General features: G+C 42.6%; 17 protein-coding genes. 9 read left to right on the top strand and 8 right to left on the bottom strand.

Translation table 11 applies throughout. The features are described 5' to 3' along the window. Nucleotides 1–5 precede the first annotated feature (5 nt). A complete protein-coding gene (gene pdxH, locus HLH18_RS01440) occupies nucleotides 6–662 on the top strand; it encodes a pyridoxamine 5'-phosphate oxidase (RefSeq protein WP_171545526.1) in 657 nt (218 codons plus the stop codon). After that, nucleotides 663–2,366: a single-stranded-DNA-specific exonuclease RecJ gene (recJ, locus tag HLH18_RS01435; RefSeq protein WP_171545525.1), complete on the top strand. Its 1,704-nt coding sequence runs from the start codon at nucleotides 663–665 to the stop codon at nucleotides 2,364–2,366. Nucleotides 2,367–2,411: 45 nt separating this feature from the next. Here the strand turns inward: recJ and HLH18_RS01430 are convergent, their stop codons facing one another. The 4 genes from HLH18_RS01430 to HLH18_RS01420 form a co-directional block, all read right to left on the bottom strand. After that, the gene (locus HLH18_RS01430) at nucleotides 2,412–3,170 is read right to left on the bottom strand and encodes a putative porin (RefSeq protein ID WP_171545524.1); all 759 of its coding nucleotides are present in this window, start codon (nucleotides 3,168–3,170) and stop codon (nucleotides 2,412–2,414) included. A gap of 171 nt (nucleotides 3,171–3,341) precedes the next feature. Further along, entirely contained in the window at nucleotides 3,342–4,121 is a 780-nt protein-coding gene (locus HLH18_RS01425; RefSeq protein WP_171545523.1) for a putative porin, read from the bottom strand. 323 nt (nucleotides 4,122–4,444) lie between these two features. Continuing rightward, nucleotides 4,445–4,567, bottom strand: a complete 123-nt coding sequence (locus tag HLH18_RS16190; protein WP_284729603.1) for a hypothetical protein — start codon at nucleotides 4,565–4,567, stop codon at nucleotides 4,445–4,447. Next, nucleotides 4,539–5,258, bottom strand: coding sequence for a putative porin (locus HLH18_RS01420; protein WP_250852347.1), 720 nt, complete (start codon nucleotides 5,256–5,258; stop codon nucleotides 4,539–4,541). Before HLH18_RS01420 ends, HLH18_RS16190 begins: the two co-directional genes overlap by 29 nt. 182 nt (nucleotides 5,259–5,440) lie before the next feature. Between HLH18_RS01420 and prfB the strand changes: the two genes are divergently transcribed. The 5 genes from prfB to HLH18_RS01395 all read left to right on the top strand — a co-directional run bounded on the left by prfB (nucleotide 5,441) and on the right by HLH18_RS01395 (nucleotide 10,510). Further along, a protein-coding gene (gene prfB, locus HLH18_RS01415) for a peptide chain release factor 2 (RefSeq protein WP_131288284.1) occupies nucleotides 5,441–6,536 on the top strand; the annotation gives its coding sequence in 2 pieces (ribosomal slippage) (nucleotides 5,441–5,512 and nucleotides 5,514–6,536; 1,095 coding nt in all). Between the two features lie 233 nt (nucleotides 6,537–6,769). Continuing rightward, on the top strand, nucleotides 6,770–7,072 hold the full coding sequence (locus tag HLH18_RS01410; RefSeq protein WP_086174683.1) for an ArsR/SmtB family transcription factor: 303 nt from the start codon (nucleotides 6,770–6,772) through the stop codon (nucleotides 7,070–7,072). A gap of 39 nt (nucleotides 7,073–7,111) precedes the next feature. Further along, nucleotides 7,112–8,188, top strand: coding sequence for an alkene reductase (locus HLH18_RS01405; RefSeq protein ID WP_171545522.1), 1,077 nt, complete (start codon nucleotides 7,112–7,114; stop codon nucleotides 8,186–8,188). A gap of 110 nt (nucleotides 8,189–8,298) precedes the next feature. Beyond that, nucleotides 8,299–9,579, top strand: coding sequence for a 3-deoxy-D-manno-octulosonic acid transferase (locus tag HLH18_RS01400; protein WP_171545521.1), 1,281 nt, complete (start codon nucleotides 8,299–8,301; stop codon nucleotides 9,577–9,579). A gap of 217 nt (nucleotides 9,580–9,796) precedes the next feature. Then, complete coding sequence (locus HLH18_RS01395; RefSeq protein ID WP_171545520.1) at nucleotides 9,797–10,510, top strand: 16S rRNA (uracil(1498)-N(3))-methyltransferase; 714 nt, start codon at nucleotides 9,797–9,799, stop codon at nucleotides 10,508–10,510. On the opposite strand, the gene HLH18_RS01390 is transcribed toward HLH18_RS01395, so the two are convergent. Together HLH18_RS01390 and HLH18_RS01385 are read right to left on the bottom strand one after the other, a co-directional pair. Then, nucleotides 10,493–11,470: a mechanosensitive ion channel family protein gene (locus HLH18_RS01390; protein ID WP_171545519.1), complete on the bottom strand. Its 978-nt coding sequence runs from the start codon at nucleotides 11,468–11,470 to the stop codon at nucleotides 10,493–10,495. The genes HLH18_RS01395 and HLH18_RS01390 overlap by 18 nt on opposite strands. 111 nt (nucleotides 11,471–11,581) lie before the next feature. Further along, nucleotides 11,582–12,163: a DUF805 domain-containing protein gene (locus HLH18_RS01385; protein ID WP_171545518.1), complete on the bottom strand. Its 582-nt coding sequence runs from the start codon at nucleotides 12,161–12,163 to the stop codon at nucleotides 11,582–11,584. A 290-nt stretch (nucleotides 12,164–12,453) separates the two neighbouring features. Between HLH18_RS01385 and acs the strand changes: the two genes are divergently transcribed. Then, nucleotides 12,454–14,397: an acetate--CoA ligase gene (gene acs / locus HLH18_RS01380; protein ID WP_171545517.1), complete on the top strand. Its 1,944-nt coding sequence runs from the start codon at nucleotides 12,454–12,456 to the stop codon at nucleotides 14,395–14,397. Nucleotides 14,398–14,529: 132 nt separating this feature from the next. Beyond that, the gene (locus tag HLH18_RS01375) at nucleotides 14,530–15,711 is read left to right on the top strand and encodes an acyl-CoA dehydrogenase family protein (RefSeq protein WP_171545516.1); all 1,182 of its coding nucleotides are present in this window, start codon (nucleotides 14,530–14,532) and stop codon (nucleotides 15,709–15,711) included. Nucleotides 15,712–16,026: 315 nt separating this feature from the next. Here HLH18_RS01375 and sfnG read toward each other — a convergent pair whose 3' ends face one another. Both sfnG and msuE read right to left on the bottom strand, forming a co-directional pair. Then, nucleotides 16,027–17,136 (bottom strand): dimethylsulfone monooxygenase SfnG, encoded by a 1,110-nt coding sequence (gene sfnG / locus HLH18_RS01370; RefSeq protein WP_171545515.1) that lies wholly within the window; start codon nucleotides 17,134–17,136, stop codon nucleotides 16,027–16,029. A gap of 29 nt (nucleotides 17,137–17,165) precedes the next feature. Next, nucleotides 17,166–17,900 (bottom strand): FMN reductase, encoded by a 735-nt coding sequence (gene msuE / locus HLH18_RS01365; RefSeq protein WP_131271351.1) that lies wholly within the window; start codon nucleotides 17,898–17,900, stop codon nucleotides 17,166–17,168. Nucleotides 17,901–17,999 lie beyond the last annotated feature (99 nt).

Below are 17,999 nucleotides of genomic sequence, written 5' to 3'. Positions count from 1 at the left end.
ACAATATGAATGATGTGATTAAAGATTTGAGCGAACTTCGCTTAAGTTACCAGAAAGGTGAATTACACGAAGCTCATGTGGATGAAAATCCACATATGCAGTTCCTAACGTGGTTTAACGCATCTTTAGAAGCTCAATTGCATGAACCTTATGCCATGTCTCTGGCAACGGCAAGTGCGCAAGGTCGTCCTCATGTACGTACCGTATTATTGCGTGGTGCAACTGAAGCGGGTTATGACTTTTATACTAATTATGACAGTCAAAAAGGCTTGGATTTAATTGCGAATCCGTATGCGGAATTACTGTTTTATTGGCCTGAACTGGAACGTCAAATTCGCGTCAGTGGTAAAGTTGAAAAGATCTCTTTAGCAGAGTCGACTGACTATTATCATAAACGTCCACGTGATAGCCAAATTGCAGCGCATATCAGTACGCCACAGAGTGGTGTCATTGCCAGTCGTGAAGAATTGCAAACGCGTTTCCAAACCTTGCAAGATCGGGTAAGCGACAAAACAGAATTGGCTAAACCCGAATTCTGGGGGGGCTACCGTTTGGTACCGGACTATTATGAATTTTGGCAAGGTCGTCCAAACCGTTTACATGACCGCTTAAGTTATGAAAGAATCGATGGTACATGGAAATTACAACGGCTCATGCCTTAAATGCCAAAAACACTGATTCAGCAACGACCTTTTATTACACGCCCTGAAAATATTCAGGGCGTGTCACCGTTTATTGCGCAAATTTTAGCGCGCCGTGGTGTGCAATCCGAACAAGAACTCGAACTTAAACTGAAACATTTACTCGCTCCCAATATGAAAGGTTTAGAGCAAGCCATTCAAATTATGGATCAAGCCATTGATAAAAATAAGAAAATAGTCATTATCGGTGATTATGATGCCGATGGTGCAACCAGCACCGCATTGATGGTTCTAGCTTTACGAGACATGGGTGCCAATGTTGAATATCTGGTGCCTGATCGTTTTAAATATGGCTATGGTTTAACCCCTAAAATTGCCGACCTGGCTTTTACCAAGTATCAGCCGGATCTGCTGATTACGGTCGATAACGGTATTTCCAGTCATGCAGGGGTTGAACAAGCCCAAGCGCATGGCATGCAGGTGATTATTACCGATCACCACCTCACCACCAAAGAAACGCCTAAAGCGGAAGCTGTTGTCAATCCAAATCAATTGGGCTGCGACTTTCCAAGTAAGGCCTTGGCGGGGGTGGGCGTTGCATTTTACTTGCTTGCCAACCTGTCGAGTCACCGAAGTAAATTAGGAAAATCGACTTCCAAGGTGGCACAGTATTTAGACCTGGTGGCGCTCGGGACGTATGCCGATGTCGCAAGTCTGGATTATAACAACCGGATCTTGGTGGATGCCGGGGTTAAACGGATTCAGCAAAATCAATGTCGTTCCGGGATTAGTGCCTTACTTGATATTGCAGGACGAGAACCGTCTCAACTCAAAGCCCAGGATTTAGGTTTTGTACTTGGTCCACGAATTAATGCGGCAGGGCGTATGGAAACCATGGACATTGGTATTGAATGTCTCATGGCGACCGATATGCAAACTGCCTATCCATTGGCACAGCAGTTGAATCAGCTCAATGTTGAACGTCGCCAAGTTGAAGCGCAGATGAAGCAAGAGGCTTTATCTGAATTAGCGACCTTGCAATTGGATCAGGCAGATTTACCTGCAGCTTTAATTTTATTTGAACAGCATTGGCATCAGGGCGTAATCGGTATTGTTGCGGGTCGTCTGAAAGAACAGTTTCATCGTCCGAGCATCGTTTTTGCGGCTGATGATGACGGCATTCATATCAAAGGTTCTGCACGTTCAATAGAGGGCGTGCATATTCGAGATGCGATTGAACTGATTGCGGAACAACATCCGCATTTGGTCAGCCACTTTGGTGGTCATGCCGCAGCAGCAGGGTTAACGATTCAGAAACAGAATTTTGAAGAATTCAAACAGGCCTTTGAGCAGCTAATCTCAAAGATGGATGAGTCGCTATTTCATGCCACCTTATGGACCGATGGTGAATTGCCGACAGCAACTTTTCAAATTGACACCGTTGATTTGCTGCAAAATCTAACGCCGTGGGGACAAAAATTTCCATCGCCGATTTTTGAAGGTGTATTCAAAGTCTTAGATTATCGCTGGTTAAAAGAAACCCATTTAAAATTGCGTTTGGCTTTGGAAAATGGTCAAATTGTGGAAGCGATTGCCTTTAATGCCAGTGAAAAATTCGAATTTGATGCCATGCAAGACAGTGTACGACTGGTCTATGAACTCGATAAAAATGAATTTAATGGCAACGTCAGTTTACAAATGCGTGTCATGCATTTAGAACAATAAAAAACCGCTCATTTGAGCGGTTTTTTTGGCTTTTAATCGGAGAGATTAGAAGCGATATGCACCACGTACGCCGAAGATATTTTCTTCATCAGCAAAATCAATAAAACCTTCTAAGCTGACTTGCTGAGTAAAGAATTTCTTGGCATTAATTGTGAATACATCATCATCAACGCCGTCAGCATCACTGCCACTGAAGCCAAGGCCGACACTTAATGTTTTATCTAGATAAAGATCTGTACCTAAATTATATAAATTATCGTCACCGAAAGTAGCACCACCTTCAAAGTTCATGTCATAAGCACCAACTTGAGTGACATATTTTGCACGTAAAGTTGGGTCGACATCATCAGTTGCATCATTGTCAAAGCCAGCAATACCAGCTGCAATTAATAAACCAGAAATTGGAAGATAACCTAATTCTGCTGTATAGCGAGTTGTGTCAAAATCACCAATTGGCGTATCAGTAGTCGACTGTCCAACTGAGCCACTTACGTAGAAATCAGAATTTGGAACGAAATATTCAATACCTACATTAAATGTGGTGACATCAAACAAATCGTAGTCGATATAAGAAACTTCTGCATTAATATTGCTCGCACGGTTTAAAAATGCAGCTTCATTAAGAGGCGAGTTTTTAACCTGAACCGGATTAAAGTAATAAGAGCCATCAATTGCAAAACCAGTAGAAGTATCTCCATTATCTGGATCTATAACCGCAATTGTACCCCCAACTTCAGCTTGATAAGCGTGTGCAGTTCCTAGACCAGCCAAAAGCGCTGTAGCAAGAGCAAGTTTTTTAAGCATTTAGATTTCTCTCTTTATTATAAAAATATGACTGTTTCATGAACAGTTGTAACAGATTGTACCGTTATTAATCGCCTAGTCAATGTATAAAAACTGTCTAAATGCCTATTAGAAGTGCAAAAAACCCATCCGAAGATGGGTTTTTTATAACTGACTAATTTTGAGTTGAGATTAGAAGCGGTATTTTGCAGCTACACCAAATTTGTTGTAGTCGTTATTACCGTATTCACCAAAACCTACACGGCCTTCAAGGCTGACTTGAGGGGTGAAGAATTTACGTGCATTCACGCCGAATTCATTTTGATCCCAAATATCATTACTTTGATAATCGACTCCTACGCTCATGGTTTTATCAATAAAGTAATCTGCTGCCAGATTATATTCATCTAGATCACCAAAAGCGGCACCGGCTTCCAAGTTAATGTCTTTACCGTTGCTGAGTGTGGTGACATATTTAGCACGTAATGTTGGATCTACGCCGTCATCAACGTCATTATCCCAACCTTTTACACCAGCGGCGATTAACAGGCCAGGTGCGGGTAAATAACCCACTTCTGCAGCATAAGTGGTTAAATCATTGTCTAGATCATCGTTATCTTTAAGATCATGACCATTCACGTTACCACTTAAGTAAAAATCTGAATTAGGTACAAAGTATTCTGCACCTACACCATAAGTATGTGCTTCAGTATCACCGACTTCATCATATTGATATTGTGCGCTGACGTTACTGGCACGATCAAGGAAAGCTGCTTCGGCTAATGGAGCATTACGGGTTTGAACCGGATTAAAGTAGTAGGTGCCATCAACACCGAAAGAGCCGCTTGAGCTACCATTATCAGGATCAATCAGTCCTGCAGATGCACCGACTTCTGCCTGATAAGCATGTGCTGCTGTACCCGTAATAGCTAGAGCAGAAAGAAGTGCTGAAGCAATGGCTAATTTTTTCATGGATACTACCCCTCAAATTTCGTTTAAAATTAATACATTTTTTGTTACAACTTTCAGTCTAGAGCAAAACAAAACCAGGTCAATCCATGGAAAGTTACAGAAATGTTTCTAACGTAATGTTGTGTAATTAATATTCAATAAATATTTGAAAAATATAAAAATATTAAAATGTTTTGTTTTATTAAAATTGTGGAGAGTTAATGGATTTATGTGAATTTTTAATAAAATTTTAAGTATTTCGTAACATAATAATGAGTTAACCATAAAAAAACACCCTCAATTGAGCGTGTTTTTAAGTATTCATTTGAGTGCTTTTTTTTCAATTAAAAACGATAAGTTGCATTGATATTGAATGCTTGAATATCATCACCAAAACCAACTTCACCACCCACTGCAAAGTTAGAATTAATGAAATATTTAGAACGAATGGCGAAAAAAATCAACATCGTCTTCGCCATCATCTTGAATATTATAAGCTGCACCTAAGCTGAAAGCCCGGTCGAAATAGTAGTCTGCAGCAAGGGTCACTTCATCTTCATCGCCAAATGAACCGTCAGCTTCCAGATTTAAAAATTGACCTTGATCCATGGGTGCTACATATTTTGCACGTACTGCGAAGCGATTATCTTCCAAGTCCCCATCGCCTTGATAGCCATCAATACCTGCCGCCAATAATAGATTTGATAAAGGCATATAACCGACTAATGCACGATAAGTCGTAACATCAGAATCGTTAGTGACTTTTCCCAAAGGAGAGGTCACTTTGATTTCACTCTGACCAAAACCTAATTCACCATTTAAATAAAATTGTTCAATAAAATATTCAATTCCACCATAAATTGTATGTAAATCAGCCTCAGATTTTGTAGTTAAAATAGTTTTGCTTTCTAAATAGTTATAGGCATAGCCAAGATAAGCATTGCTGTTATGACCTAAAAATGCGGCTTCATTAAGAGGTGCATTTTTAGTAGAAACAGGATTGAAGTAAAAAGTGCCTTTTAGCTCAAACTGATGGTCTGTATCGGTAAAATTATCATCATGATCCGTGTAAGTGAAGCCACCATCTAATTGAGCATTATAAGCAAAACTTGAAGAAGCAATTGCAGCAAGACCCAGCGCTAATAGCGTGCGTTTCATAAAATCCCCAAAGGTTATTGTTGTAACAAAATTGTAATAGTGTATAAAAAACATGCACATTGTTTATAAAAAAGACATTCTGGACAACTATTATTGCATCTCTGCCCTCTAAAATTGCATCCATGCTCTGTGTTATAATTGACGGCTATTTAAGCCTAATATTCTGATTGAGAGTAATTCACGTGGAAATTAATCCTTATCTAAACCAATTAAAAGACTTAAACGACCGTGGTCAAACACTACGGGGGTATCTTTGACTACGATCTGAAAAAAGAGCGTTTAGAAGAGGTTCTCCGCGAGTTAGAAGATCCAGCAATCTGGAATGATCAAAGTCGTGCGCAAGCGATGGCCAAAGAAAAAGGCGAGCTTGAAAACGTATTAAATGTGCTTGAAGGTTTATCAACACAGCTTGAAGACGCGCAAGCGCTGCTTGATTTAGCGGTTGAAGCAGACGACGAAAGCTTGCTTGAAGATGTACAAGCAGAGTTAGATGCGTCTGAATCGGAACTGGCAAAACTTGAATTCCGTCGTATGTTCAGTAATCCAATGGATCCGAACCCATGTTATGTGGAAATTCAGGCCGGTTCGGGTGGTACGGAAGCACAAGACTGGGCATCCATGTTGCTTCGTATGTATATGCGCTGGATTGAACGTCACGGCTTTAAAGCAGAATTGATGGAAGAATCTGACGGTGATGTTGCGGGTATTAAATCTGCAACCATCCGCGTTGAAGGTGAGTATGCCTATGGCTGGTTACGTACCGAATCCGGTGTACACCGTTTAGTGCGTAAATCGCCATTTGACTCGGGTAACCGCCGTCATACTTCATTCTCAGCTGTGTTTGTTTCACCTGAAATTGATGACAATATTGAAATTGATATCAATCCTGCAGATGTCCGTACCGATACTTATCGTGCATCGGGTGCGGGTGGTCAGCATATTAACAAAACCGATTCTGCGGTACGTTTAACCCATGCTCCAACAGGAATTGTCGTTGCATGTCAGAATCAGCGTTCACAACATGCCAACCGTGACCATGCCTGGAAACAGTTGCGTGCAAAACTCTATGAATTAGAGATGAAAAAACGTACTGATGCTGCACAGGCACTGGAAGATACCAAGTCTGATATCGGTTGGGGCAGCCAGATTCGTTCATACGTACTGGATGACTCACGGATTAAAGACTTGCGTACCAGTGTAGAAAGCTCGAATACCGGTGCAGTCCTCGATGGTGATCTGGATAAATTTATTGAAGCCAGTTTAAAACAGGGTTTATAAGTTTATTGCTGGAAAAACAGAGGCCGGTCCTCTGTTTTTTTAGCTTTAAAATTGGGTGAGTCGAGTTCATCCAATCCATTGATCAGACAATGTTAGAATAGAGTGAATTTGTACAAGATTGCAGCAATTTACAAAATGAATATATAATATCGATAAATTTCGATATTAATATCGCATAAATTCGATATAATGATTCTAGGTAAGGTGCTGATCATGAACATGAGTGAAATGAGATGGACACAGAAGCAATTTATAAAGCCTTAGCCAACCCGATTAGACGTCAGATTCTGCAATGTTTAAAAGAACCTGAACGCTATATTTCTGCTGAAGAATGTGGAACTGATTTTAGTCGTGGCGTGTGCGCAGGGCAGATGGAAAAAATTGCCGATATCTCTCAATCGACCATGTCTAACCATTTATCGGTGCTGCAACAGGCAGGACTGATTCATGTCACTAAATATGGACAATGGTCTTATTTCTCACGTAATGAAGCACTGATCGAAGAGTTTTTACAACATTTACAGCATGCGCTTTAGACTTTAATCAGTCCGGGCAAGCTGTAAGAGGATTGCTGGATGACAGATTTTTCAACACCGATTCAATTTGGTGAACTTAAACTTAAAAACCGCGTGGTGATGGCACCATTAACACGTAGCCGTGCCACAGCAGATCGTGTACCTACACCAATGATGGCCGAATACTATGCGCAACGTGCGAGTGCAGGTTTAATCATCTCTGAAGCAACGGTAATTTCAGAAGAAGCCAACGGTTATGAAAAAACCCCCGGTTTATTTACTGATGCGCAAGTAGAAGGCTGGAAACTGGTTACTGATGCTGTGCATGCCAAAGATGGTTTGATCGTGGCGCAATTGTGGCATGTCGGTCGTGTATCGCATCCTGATTTATTAAACGGCGAAACCCCGGTTTCTGCAAGTGATGTCAAACAGGCGGGTTATGTCAGCTTACTGCGTCCAAAACGTGAATATGTGGTGCCACGTCCACTGGAAATTTCAGAAATTCAAGCGATTACCGAGCAATATAAACAGTCTGCCATTCGTGCCAAAGCTGCAGGTTTTGACGGTGTAGAATTGCATGCAGCGAATGGTTATCTGATTGACCAATTCTTGCAAAGTTTAACCAATAAACGTACCGATCTCTATGGCGGTTCGGTTGAAAACCGTGCGCGTTTCTTGCTTGAAGTGGTGGATGCCCTGATTGAAGTCTGGGGTGCAGGTCGTGTCGGTGTGCATTTGGCACCACGTGGCGATGAGCATGATATGGGCGATGCCAATCCACAAGAAACCTTTGGTTATGTGCTGGAACAATTGGGTCAGCGTAAAATTGCCTTCTTCTTTACCCGTGAATACTTGGCGGAAGACAGCATCAGCCTGGATATGAAAGCACGTTCAAATGGTGTGCCGTATATTGCCAATATGCGTTTAAGCCGTGAAGATGCGCTTGAATTATTGGCATCGGGAAAAGCAGAAGCGGTGTCTTTTGGTAAAACCTATATTGCCAATCCTGACCTTTTTGAGCGTTTGGTGGAAGATGAACCACTAAATGAATTGAAGTTTGAAAATATGATTGGAACCGATGTAGCAGAAGGCTATATCGACTATCCATTTTTAAATAAGCAGCTAGCCGAAAGCTGAGTTGATATATCAATAAAGCAGAATAAATCATTACACAGAGCAGAATTCATTAACATGTGGAGGCTGCTCTGTTATATTTTGCCGATTGAACATCATTTGAGGCAACTTGTTTGGCTACTCCTTTTTGGTATAACGCAGCATTATCAATCATTAAACCATTGTATCAATGGCGGATCAAAAAACGTGCGTTGAATATGGAGCAATTGCAACAAGAATGTCTTGAGCGTTTTGGCCCATTCCAGACACCAAAAAATCTGCATGCCATCTGGTTTCATGTGGTGTCGGTGGGGGAAACCAATGCGGCACAACCCTTAATCGAACACTATTTAAAATCGGGTCATGCTGTTTTAGTGACCAATACTACCAAGACCGGACAGGCACGTGCCAAGTCCCTGTTTTTAAAAGCACCGTATGAGCATTTGTGCCAGGCAGTGTATTTGCCTGCCGATCAGAAAAAATTAGTTCAGGCGTTTTATCAAAAGTATCAGCCGAAATTATTGGCCTTAGTAGAAACTGAAATTTGGCCAAATTTAATCGATCAAGCCCAGCAATTGAAAGTGCCATGTTTACTGATCAATGCACGACTTTCGGAAAAATCCGCCCGAGGCTACAGTAAGGTTCAAGGGCTTAGCCAAGGCATGCTGAATGGTTTGAACCAGTTACTGGCTCAAGACCAAGCAACCTTAGATCGTTTTCTAAATTTAGGGATGGCTGAAAATAAAAGTCAGGTGTTGGGTAGTATTAAATTTGATATTCATGCACCTGAAAGCTTTATTCAACAAGCTCAGCAACTAAAACAAGATTGGAATTTATCAGCACGTAAAATCATCACCCTTGCCAGTACGCATTCACCAGAAGAACAAAAACTCCTTACCGCGTTAAAACCTTATCTTACGCAACATCCAGAAATTGTGGTGATTGTGGTACCGCGTCATCCGGAACGCTTTGACGAAGTTTTTCAGATTGCACAAGCGTTGAATCTAGAGACTCAACGTCGCAGTTTAGGTGAATCTATTCATCCTGATACTCAAGTGTATTTAGCCGATAGTATGGGTGAAATGTGGCTGTGGTATGCCTTAAGCCAAGTCTGTTTTGTCGGTGGTTCGCTGAATGAACCGGGTGGTGGACATAATATTTTAGAGCCGGTTGTATTAAATGTACCGACGGTTTTGGGTAAAAATTACTTTAACTTCCAGACCATTGTTGATGAATTTGTCGCAGTGGATGGGGTAAAAGTTGTGGATGATGCAGAACAGGCAGCGAAAGCTTTAATTGAACTGTTAAATGATCACGTGGCTGCAAAGCAATTGAATCAACAGGCACAGCAGATCATGCTTAAAAATACAGGTTCGTTAGCAAAGCATATTGCGGTGATCGATCAGTATCTCTAAAAAGCCCTGTGTGCATTACGTTGAAATTTATTTCGCGGAGGCGGCATGGATGCCGCCGTTAGGCTATGGTAAAGGGACTTACCATTAGCCTAACAAAGAGTTTTGCCTACTTTTGCTCTGTCAAAAGTAGGAACATGCCTACGCAACGTAAAATAAAGCCATGAAATGATAGGTGGCTGTGCAGGTGTCTTTGCTTTTAATAGTTGATTTATAGTTTATGAACATCGTCCTTCTTGACCCTCGCCAAACTGAATCAGAGCTTTGGTCGATTAGCTCTAAACGACAGCTTGAACATTTAAAACAGCATATAAATGTACAAGTCGGTGATACCTTAAAAGTCGGCATTCGAGAAGAGCAACGTTACCTGACCGAAGTGGTCGAAGTGACTGAACAAGTCGTTAAACTCAAGCCGATTCAAATCGAACCGGTTCCGGCAAAATTACCGGTCACTTTAATTGTGGCGATGCCGCGTCCGAAAGTGCTACGCCGTTTAATTATGGACAGTGTGACCTTGGGTGTCGAAAAAATTATTCTTCTGCATAGTTATCGGGTAGATAAAAGTTATTGGCAGACGCCTTTTTTACAACAAATCGATCATTATATAACTCTGGGGCTGGAACAGGCCGGTGATACCATTGCACCGAAAATTGAAATCTATAAACGTTTTAAACCTTTTGTAGAAGATGTCTTGCCTAGTTTAATTACCGCGGAATGTCCGGCTTATGTGGCCCATCCTTATGCAGACCTGAAAATGCCGTTTGCGATTGATCATCCATGTACGATTGTGATTGGACCCGAAGGCGGTTTTATACCTTATGAAGTGGATTTACTGATAAAAAATGGCTGCCAAGCAGTCAGCTTAGGCAACCGTATTATTCGAACCGAAACTGTAATTCCTTATGTACTCGGTCGCTTATTTAGCGCGTGCTGATTCAGCCATTTCCGCTCCCTCATTTCCACGATAGACTTTTACTTCCTGAACTGGGTAAGGAATAGAAATATTGTGTTCAGCGAAGGCTTCAATCACATGTTCTTGAACGTCACTGATGGATGCGGAGGTTGTGGTTTCAGTGGTGTCTACCCACCAGCGCACATTCAGGTTAATTGAGAAATCGGCAAGCGCACTGACATTTACACTAAATGCTGGCTGGCTGAGGATGGTTTGGTCTTTATCCAAAATGCCCATGATGATGTTTTTGGCTTTTTGCACATCATCTTCATAACCAATGCCGACCACAAACTCACAGCGGCGACGTTGATAGGCGGTATTTACCGTTACTGGGCTGGTATAAACCGTTGCGTTTGGTATCACGATACGACGGCCATCGGGTGAACGCAAAAACGTCGCACGAATCTGAATATCTTCAACCGTACCTTCCATGCCCGACACGATAATGTCATCGCCAATTTTGAACGGTTCGCCCAATAAAATCAGAATACCGGAAAGCAGGTTCTGGAAAATGTCCTTGAACGCAAAACCGATCGCGACCGAACCAATCCCCAAGGCACTCATCAGCTGACCTGGGGTGAATCCTGGAATGGCAATGACCATGGCAATCAGGAAACCAAAGAAAATAATGGCTGAACTACCAACACGGTTGAGTACCAGCACTAAATTTTGTTTGGTATAGCTGCGGTCGGCCAAGGCTTTACGGACAAAAAATTTAAATAATTTTGACAGTAAATAGAAGAGGGTAAATACCACCAACGCAATACAGATATAAGGTAAACGTTCCCAGAATGCCTCGACAAATTTATCGATGGTCGAGTAGGCATCATTGTATTTTGCGGTATGTTGAAGCACGGTTTGTGCTGTTTTTTCACCTGCTTCTTGTAGCAGATCGGATGTGCCCTGAGTCACTTCACTCAAGGCATTGTTTTGTTCAGCCACTGGTTTTCCGAATCATAAAAATTATGCGCTATTTTGCCTGAAACTCAGCAATAATTTAACCAGCCATACGGGGTATTCACTGTAGTTTTGTGAAGAAACTGTCAGCAGCTTTTAAAAATATTGAGTGCCTTTTTGAATCACTTCTTGCGGCATTTCCAGTTCACCCTTACCGAACATATAAGACACCATGCTGCCTGAAGCCAAGAAACTTAACACAGTGATGATAATCATCAGCCAGGCCAGTATTTTTTCCCAGACCGGTGTTTCACGGGGCAAACCATAGTTATTGATTCCTGCTGTACCCGAACCTAAAAGTAAATATAAACCGAGCAAAATATTTACTACAGGCAGTAAAAACAACAGAATTAGCCAGCCACTTCGGTTCATGTCATGCAAACGGCGTATGGTAATCACCATGACCAGATAGATGTACAGCACCAAAATAACCACGAATCCGAGTCCTGCGATTCCCGTTATGGTGTTCACAAACTGATTGTCTACCGACAGGGTATTCAGGTTGAAAATACCCATGACCAAGCTCAGTGCAATCGTGGCAAAGAAAGTAATTAAATGCACAAAACCATACCAGCCAATTGAACTCAAACGACCAAAACGACCTTCTGGCGACAGGGGATTATCTGAGCTGGTCGGTTGAGGCCTGGAAAAAAAAGGAGAGGAGTCTTGCGGGTTCATACGCTTTTTCCGGATAAAATTTAGATAAGAAAAATGTTGTATTTAGCAGAGTTAAAAGTACATTTTATGGTTAAAGTATAAGATTAAATAAACAGATCAGATACGAATAACACTGTTTTTTTTGTTGTATACGATAAGCAGTCTGTGTTTTAAATTGTATAAATAAACTACGACCAAAGCATGATTGGAGTGGTTGAAAAATAATCGTCATACTGTGGAAATGCAGTCAATAAAATCAATAACGTGGCATAGCATCTCGTGATGAGATGAAGAAGAGCAAGGAAGTACTTATGAAAGAGATCTATCCTGTACCAGAAGAATTTAAAAAAACCGCTCGTACCGTTGAGTCTGAATATTTCGAGCGTTATCAGAAATCCATCAATCAGCCTGATGAGTATTGGGCAGAGCAAGCCAATAAACTGGACTGGATTAAACCTTTTACCCAAGTCAAAAATACCAGTTTTGATAAGGATAATTTTAAAATCGAATGGTTCTCCGATGGGCAACTGAACATCAGTGCCAACTGTTTAGATCGCCATTTAAAAGAACATCCGCATAAACCAGCCATTATCTGGGAAGGTGATCATCCTTCACGGCATAAAATTATTTCGTTTAAAGAACTGCATGATGAAGTGTGCCGTTTTGCCAATGTGCTGAAAAAAAATGGGGTGACCAAAGGCGATCGTGTGGTGCTGTATATGCCAATGATCTCCGAAGCTGCCATTTCAATGCTGGCTTGTGCGCGAATTGGTGCGGTGCATTGTGTCGTGTTTGGTGGTTTCTCTCCAGACTCATTGGCCAGTCGTATTGAAGACAGCCAGGCGAAAATCGTGATTACCGCCGATTCCGGCATGCGGGGCGGCAAGCCGATTCCACTAAAAGAAAATGTTGATGCGGCACTTAAAGTACAGGGAACCGAATCGGTTCAAAATGTGATTGTGGTGTACCGTACCGGTAATCCGATTGATCTCAAGGAAGGGCGCGACCTGTGGTATCACATGGAAATCATGTCGGTCAATGAAATCTGCCCACCTGAACCGATGAATGCCGAAGATCCTTTATTCATTCTATATACCTCGGGTTCGACCGGCAAGCCGAAAGGGGTATTGCATACCACGGGTGGCTACCTCACTTATGTGAACTCGACTTTTCGTGAAGTCTTTGATATCAAGCAGGATGATGTGTTCTGGTGTACTGCAGACTTGGGCTGGATTACCGGGCATTCCTATGTGCTGTATGGGCCATTATCCAATGGAACAACCACCGTAATGTTTGAAGGTGTGCCGCAATATCCGACCTGGGCACGTACCGGTCATATTGTCGACAAACACAATATCACCATTCTGTATACCGCACCGACAGCGATTCGTGCCATGATGCGCGAAGGTGATGCCTTTATCCGCGAAAGTGACCGCAGCAGCTTGCGTTTAATTGGTTCCGTGGGTGAGCCGATTAATCCGGAAGCATGGAACTGGTATTACACCGTGGTCGGTGAAAGCCGTTGTCCAATTGTCGATACCTGGTGGCAAACTGAAACTGGCGGAATTTTAATTTCACCTTTGCCGGGAGCGACCGATTTGAAACCGGGTTCTGCCACCCGACCATTGTTTGGCATCCAACCTGCCATTGTCGATGCTGAAGGCAAGGAACTGGAGGGTGAAGCCGAAGGCAACCTCATTATCAAGGATTCCTGGCCGGGTCAGATGCGCACCATCTGGGGTGATCCGGAACGTTTTATTGAAGCCTATTTCTCAACTTATCCGGGAAGCTATTTCACCGGAGATGGCGCACGCCGTGACAAGGATGGCTATTACTGGATTACCGGACGGGTGGACGATGTACTGAATGTCTCTGGACACCGTTTAGGCACGGCAGAAGTGGAAAGTGCCTTGGTGGCACATGAGCATGTCGCCGAAGCTGCGGTAGTGGGTATGCCACATGACATTAAAGGTCAGGGCATCTGTGCATTTGTCACCTTGCAGGCCGATTTTGAGGAATCCGAAGAGCTGCGTAAAGAACTGATCGACTGGGTGCGTAAAGTATTAGGACCTGTGGCTACACCGGATGCCTTGCATTGGGCACCCGCTTTACCGAAAACCCGTTCCGGTAAAATCATGCGCCGTATTTTAAGAAAGATTGCCGCCAATGAACTGGATACCTTGGGGGATACCTCAACCCTGGCAGATCCACAGGTGGTGGATAATCTGATCGCGACCGTCTATCCCAATAACTAAGTCATTTTAGCCATTACCGCCTGCATTTTTCAGGCGGTATTTTTATTTTACGTATAAGGACAGCAGGCATTCAGATAAAGATGAAAAACATCATCTGCTAAGCTAAAAATATAGAAACAGATAGATATGATTATGAATGCCTCATCGCCACTTTTAAATTCAAATCCATTACAGATTGCTCAACAACTGGCAGAACAGTTTGCAAAGACTGCTGCTGAACGTGATAAGCAAGGTGGCAATCCAAAATCCGAGCGCGATTTAATCCGTCAAAGTGGCTTATTGGGTCTTTCTATTCCAACCCAATACGGCGGGCAAGGGGCAGACTGGAAAACGGTTTTTCAAACCATTCGAACTATTGCTCAGGTTGATAGTTCATTGGCCCATGTCTATGGTTTTCACCATTTACTGATTGCAACGGTACAACTGTTTTCACAACCTGAACAATATGGAAAATGGTTTCAGCAAACAGCGCAAGAAAACCTGTTTTGGGGCAATACTTTAAATCCCTTAGACCGACGAACCACAGCAGTCAAAGTCTCTGAAACTGAATACGTATTTCATGGCGATAAAAGCTTTTGTTCAGGTTCGATGGATTCAGATGTGTTGTTATGCTCGGGCTATAACGATGCAGGAAAATTACTGATTGGGGTAATTCCAACAGCGCGTGACGGGGTCAGTTTTTTAGGTGACTGGAATAATATGGGACAACGCCAGACCGACAGCGGAACCAGTCATTTTGAGCAGGTCAAAATCCAGCAGCATGAGTTGCTGTTAAATCCAGGCCCACTGAGTACACCGTATTCAAGTTTACGTCCGCTGATTGCACAATTGATTTTTGTGCATCTGTTTTTGGGGGTGGCAGAAGGCGCATTTGAAACAGCAAAACAAACCGTGCAAACTCAAAAAGCATGGTTAAAATCTTTGGCTGAACATGCCGTCAATGATCCATTTACCCAGAAGCATTTTGCCGAGTTTTATGTGCAGCTTGAGGGGGTGCGTTTATTGACCAATAAAGCAGTTGAAACGCTGCAACATGCCTGGAGCATCGGTGAAGCATTAACTGCTGAGCAGCGCGGTGAAGTGAGTATTGCGATTGCTACTGCAAAAATTGCCGCAACCCAGACTTCGCTCTATATCACGCAAAATATTTTTCAGGTGATGGGCGCACGCGCGACGACTGCTAAACTGAATCTCGACCGTTTCTGGCGCAATGTTCGTACCCAGACGCTGCATGACCCGATTGATTATAAATATCAGGAAGTGGGGGAATGGGTGCTGACGGGTAAAGTACCTGATCCAAGTTTTTATTCTTGATGTAATGATTCAAAAAAGCCTCCAAAGATGGAGGCTTTTTTATTGAGGTATCTGCTCTTTTTAATAATAGCGAAAAAAGGGGAGCCCTCTCTTTAGCCTTCGTTTCCCCTCCAACCATCTATTTCAGGGAGAGGAAGTTCCTCCTTTTAGAACATGAGAATCCTCAGAATATATTCTGAGTTAGCAAGGGAGAGGTAAGATGTTGATCGAAAGGGCAGACGGGTAATATTAAAAAAGTCTATGCATAAAAAAACCCTCAAGCCGAGCCTTGAGGGGGAGAATAGGGTAAAGCATTATTATTATAATTTGACTGTCTTAAGCTGATTTTGCTTGCAGCTGTTCCGCTTGCTCTGCTTCTAACTTACGAACCAATGGCAAGACTTTCGCACCGAAATACTCGACTTCCTCAATAAAGTGTAAGAAGCCTGAAAGTACCAAATCGACACCGACTGCTTTCAATTCCAGAATACGTTCTGCAATTTGCTGTGGAGTACCAATCAGATTGGTTTTAAAACCATCGTTATACTGTACTAAATCTTCAAAAGTTGATTTTGCCCAGTTACCTTCACCTTCAGTGGTGGAAGCACCTGCTTCACGGGTAGCATCACCAAATGCATTCACAGCTTGAATATTGGCTTTATCTACAATTTCTTGCAGCACAGATTGCGCTTCTTCTTCAGTATCTCGGGCAATAATGAAGGCATTCACTCCAATTTTGACCTGATGGTTATTGGCCTTGGCTGTCTCGTGAATATCATCAATCTGCTTTTTAATTTCTTCCGGCGTGTTGCCATTGGTAAAGTACCAGTCGGAAACGCGTGAAGCCATGTCACGTGCCGCACGTGAACTGCCACCTTGGAAAATTTCGATATGCGGTTTTTGCAGCGGTTTGGGCTTTAAGGTGTAATCCTTAAATTGATAATACTGGCCATCAAAACTGAAATTATCTTGAGTCCAGACGCCTTTTAAAGAACGGATAAATTCTTCAGAACGCGCATAACGTTGATCATGCTCCGGCCATTCTTCACCAATGGCATCGAACTCGCCACGGAACCAGCCACTGACTACATTAATCGCGATCCGACCATTTGTTAGATGGTCAATCGTTGCCAACTGTTTCGCAGCTAAAGCAGGCTTCCAGGGGCCGGGTAAAATAGCTGCAATTATCTTGAGGCGTTCAGTCTTGGCCAAAAGTCCGTGACTGAAACTGACAGATTCATGCTGGTTATCTGCACCATAGCCTGCGGTGAAGCGAATTTGAGTCAGTGCATAGTCAAAACCGTTTTTTTCAGCCGCTTGAGCCAAGCGTACATTGTACTCATAGCTCCAGTCGGTACGCTGTTCGATATTACTGACCACCAAGCCACCACTGACATTCGGTACCCAATAGGCAAATTTAACCTGGTTTTCTTGTTGATTTGACATATTAAAACCCTCGAGGTGGAAGTTGCTGATTAAGCGACTTGAGTCTTCGGTGCTTTTTTGCTGTGCAAGCGAGATTCCGCTGCATCCAGGCTTGGCACTGCCGCAGAAGGAAGTACTTCTTCCTGCTCGATTTGTTTATTAATGCCCAGGTTTTGGTTGGCCTGTTGGGTTTTCTCTTTCACCACTTCAGCGCGTTGACCTTTAGCCGGCGCCCACTCAAGAATTGGTAAAGCACGTGCCACTGCTAAAGTAATACGGTCACGTAAGAACTCGCTGTGAATGGTGTATTCAGGGGTGAAATCTTTATCTGTTGCGTATACACCAATCGGTAGAGTTTGCGCCTGGAAGAAGCTAAACAGTGGACGTAACTGGTGCTCAAGAACCAAGGCATGGCGTTCAGAACCACCTGATGCTGCAAGAAGGACTGGTACATCAACCAATGCGGTTTGTTCTACAAAATCAAAAAAATGTTTAAATAGACCGGTAAATGATGCACGGTACACTGGCGTACCCACAATCAGCGCATCTGCTGCTTCTACGGCAGCTAAATCATCTTGTACACGTTGTGGTAATTGATTGCGGTAGATCGCTCCACCCATCAATTGACCAATTTCGCTGAATTTAATGAAATGGACATTAATCGGTGTTGCTTCACCCAGTTCGTCTAGAATGGCTTGAACTAGAGCTTCGGTTTTTGACGGGTTGTTTAAACCACCCGATACAGCAACAATATTCAGTGGTTTTTGTGTATTTAAAATAGACATCTTGGAATAACCTAAAACAATAAAATCTCGGAATGTGTTTATTAATCAATACCTGAGATATTCTGTAAAATAAGCAAATACAGAAAAGTTATCTGATTT

It is taken from the genome of Acinetobacter sp. ANC 5414, assembly GCF_013004295.1.
Taxonomy (GTDB): Bacteria; Pseudomonadota; Gammaproteobacteria; order Pseudomonadales; family Moraxellaceae; genus Acinetobacter.
The sequence above is the reverse complement of the archived record's forward strand: the minus strand, read 5'-3'. Positions and strand labels throughout refer to the sequence as shown.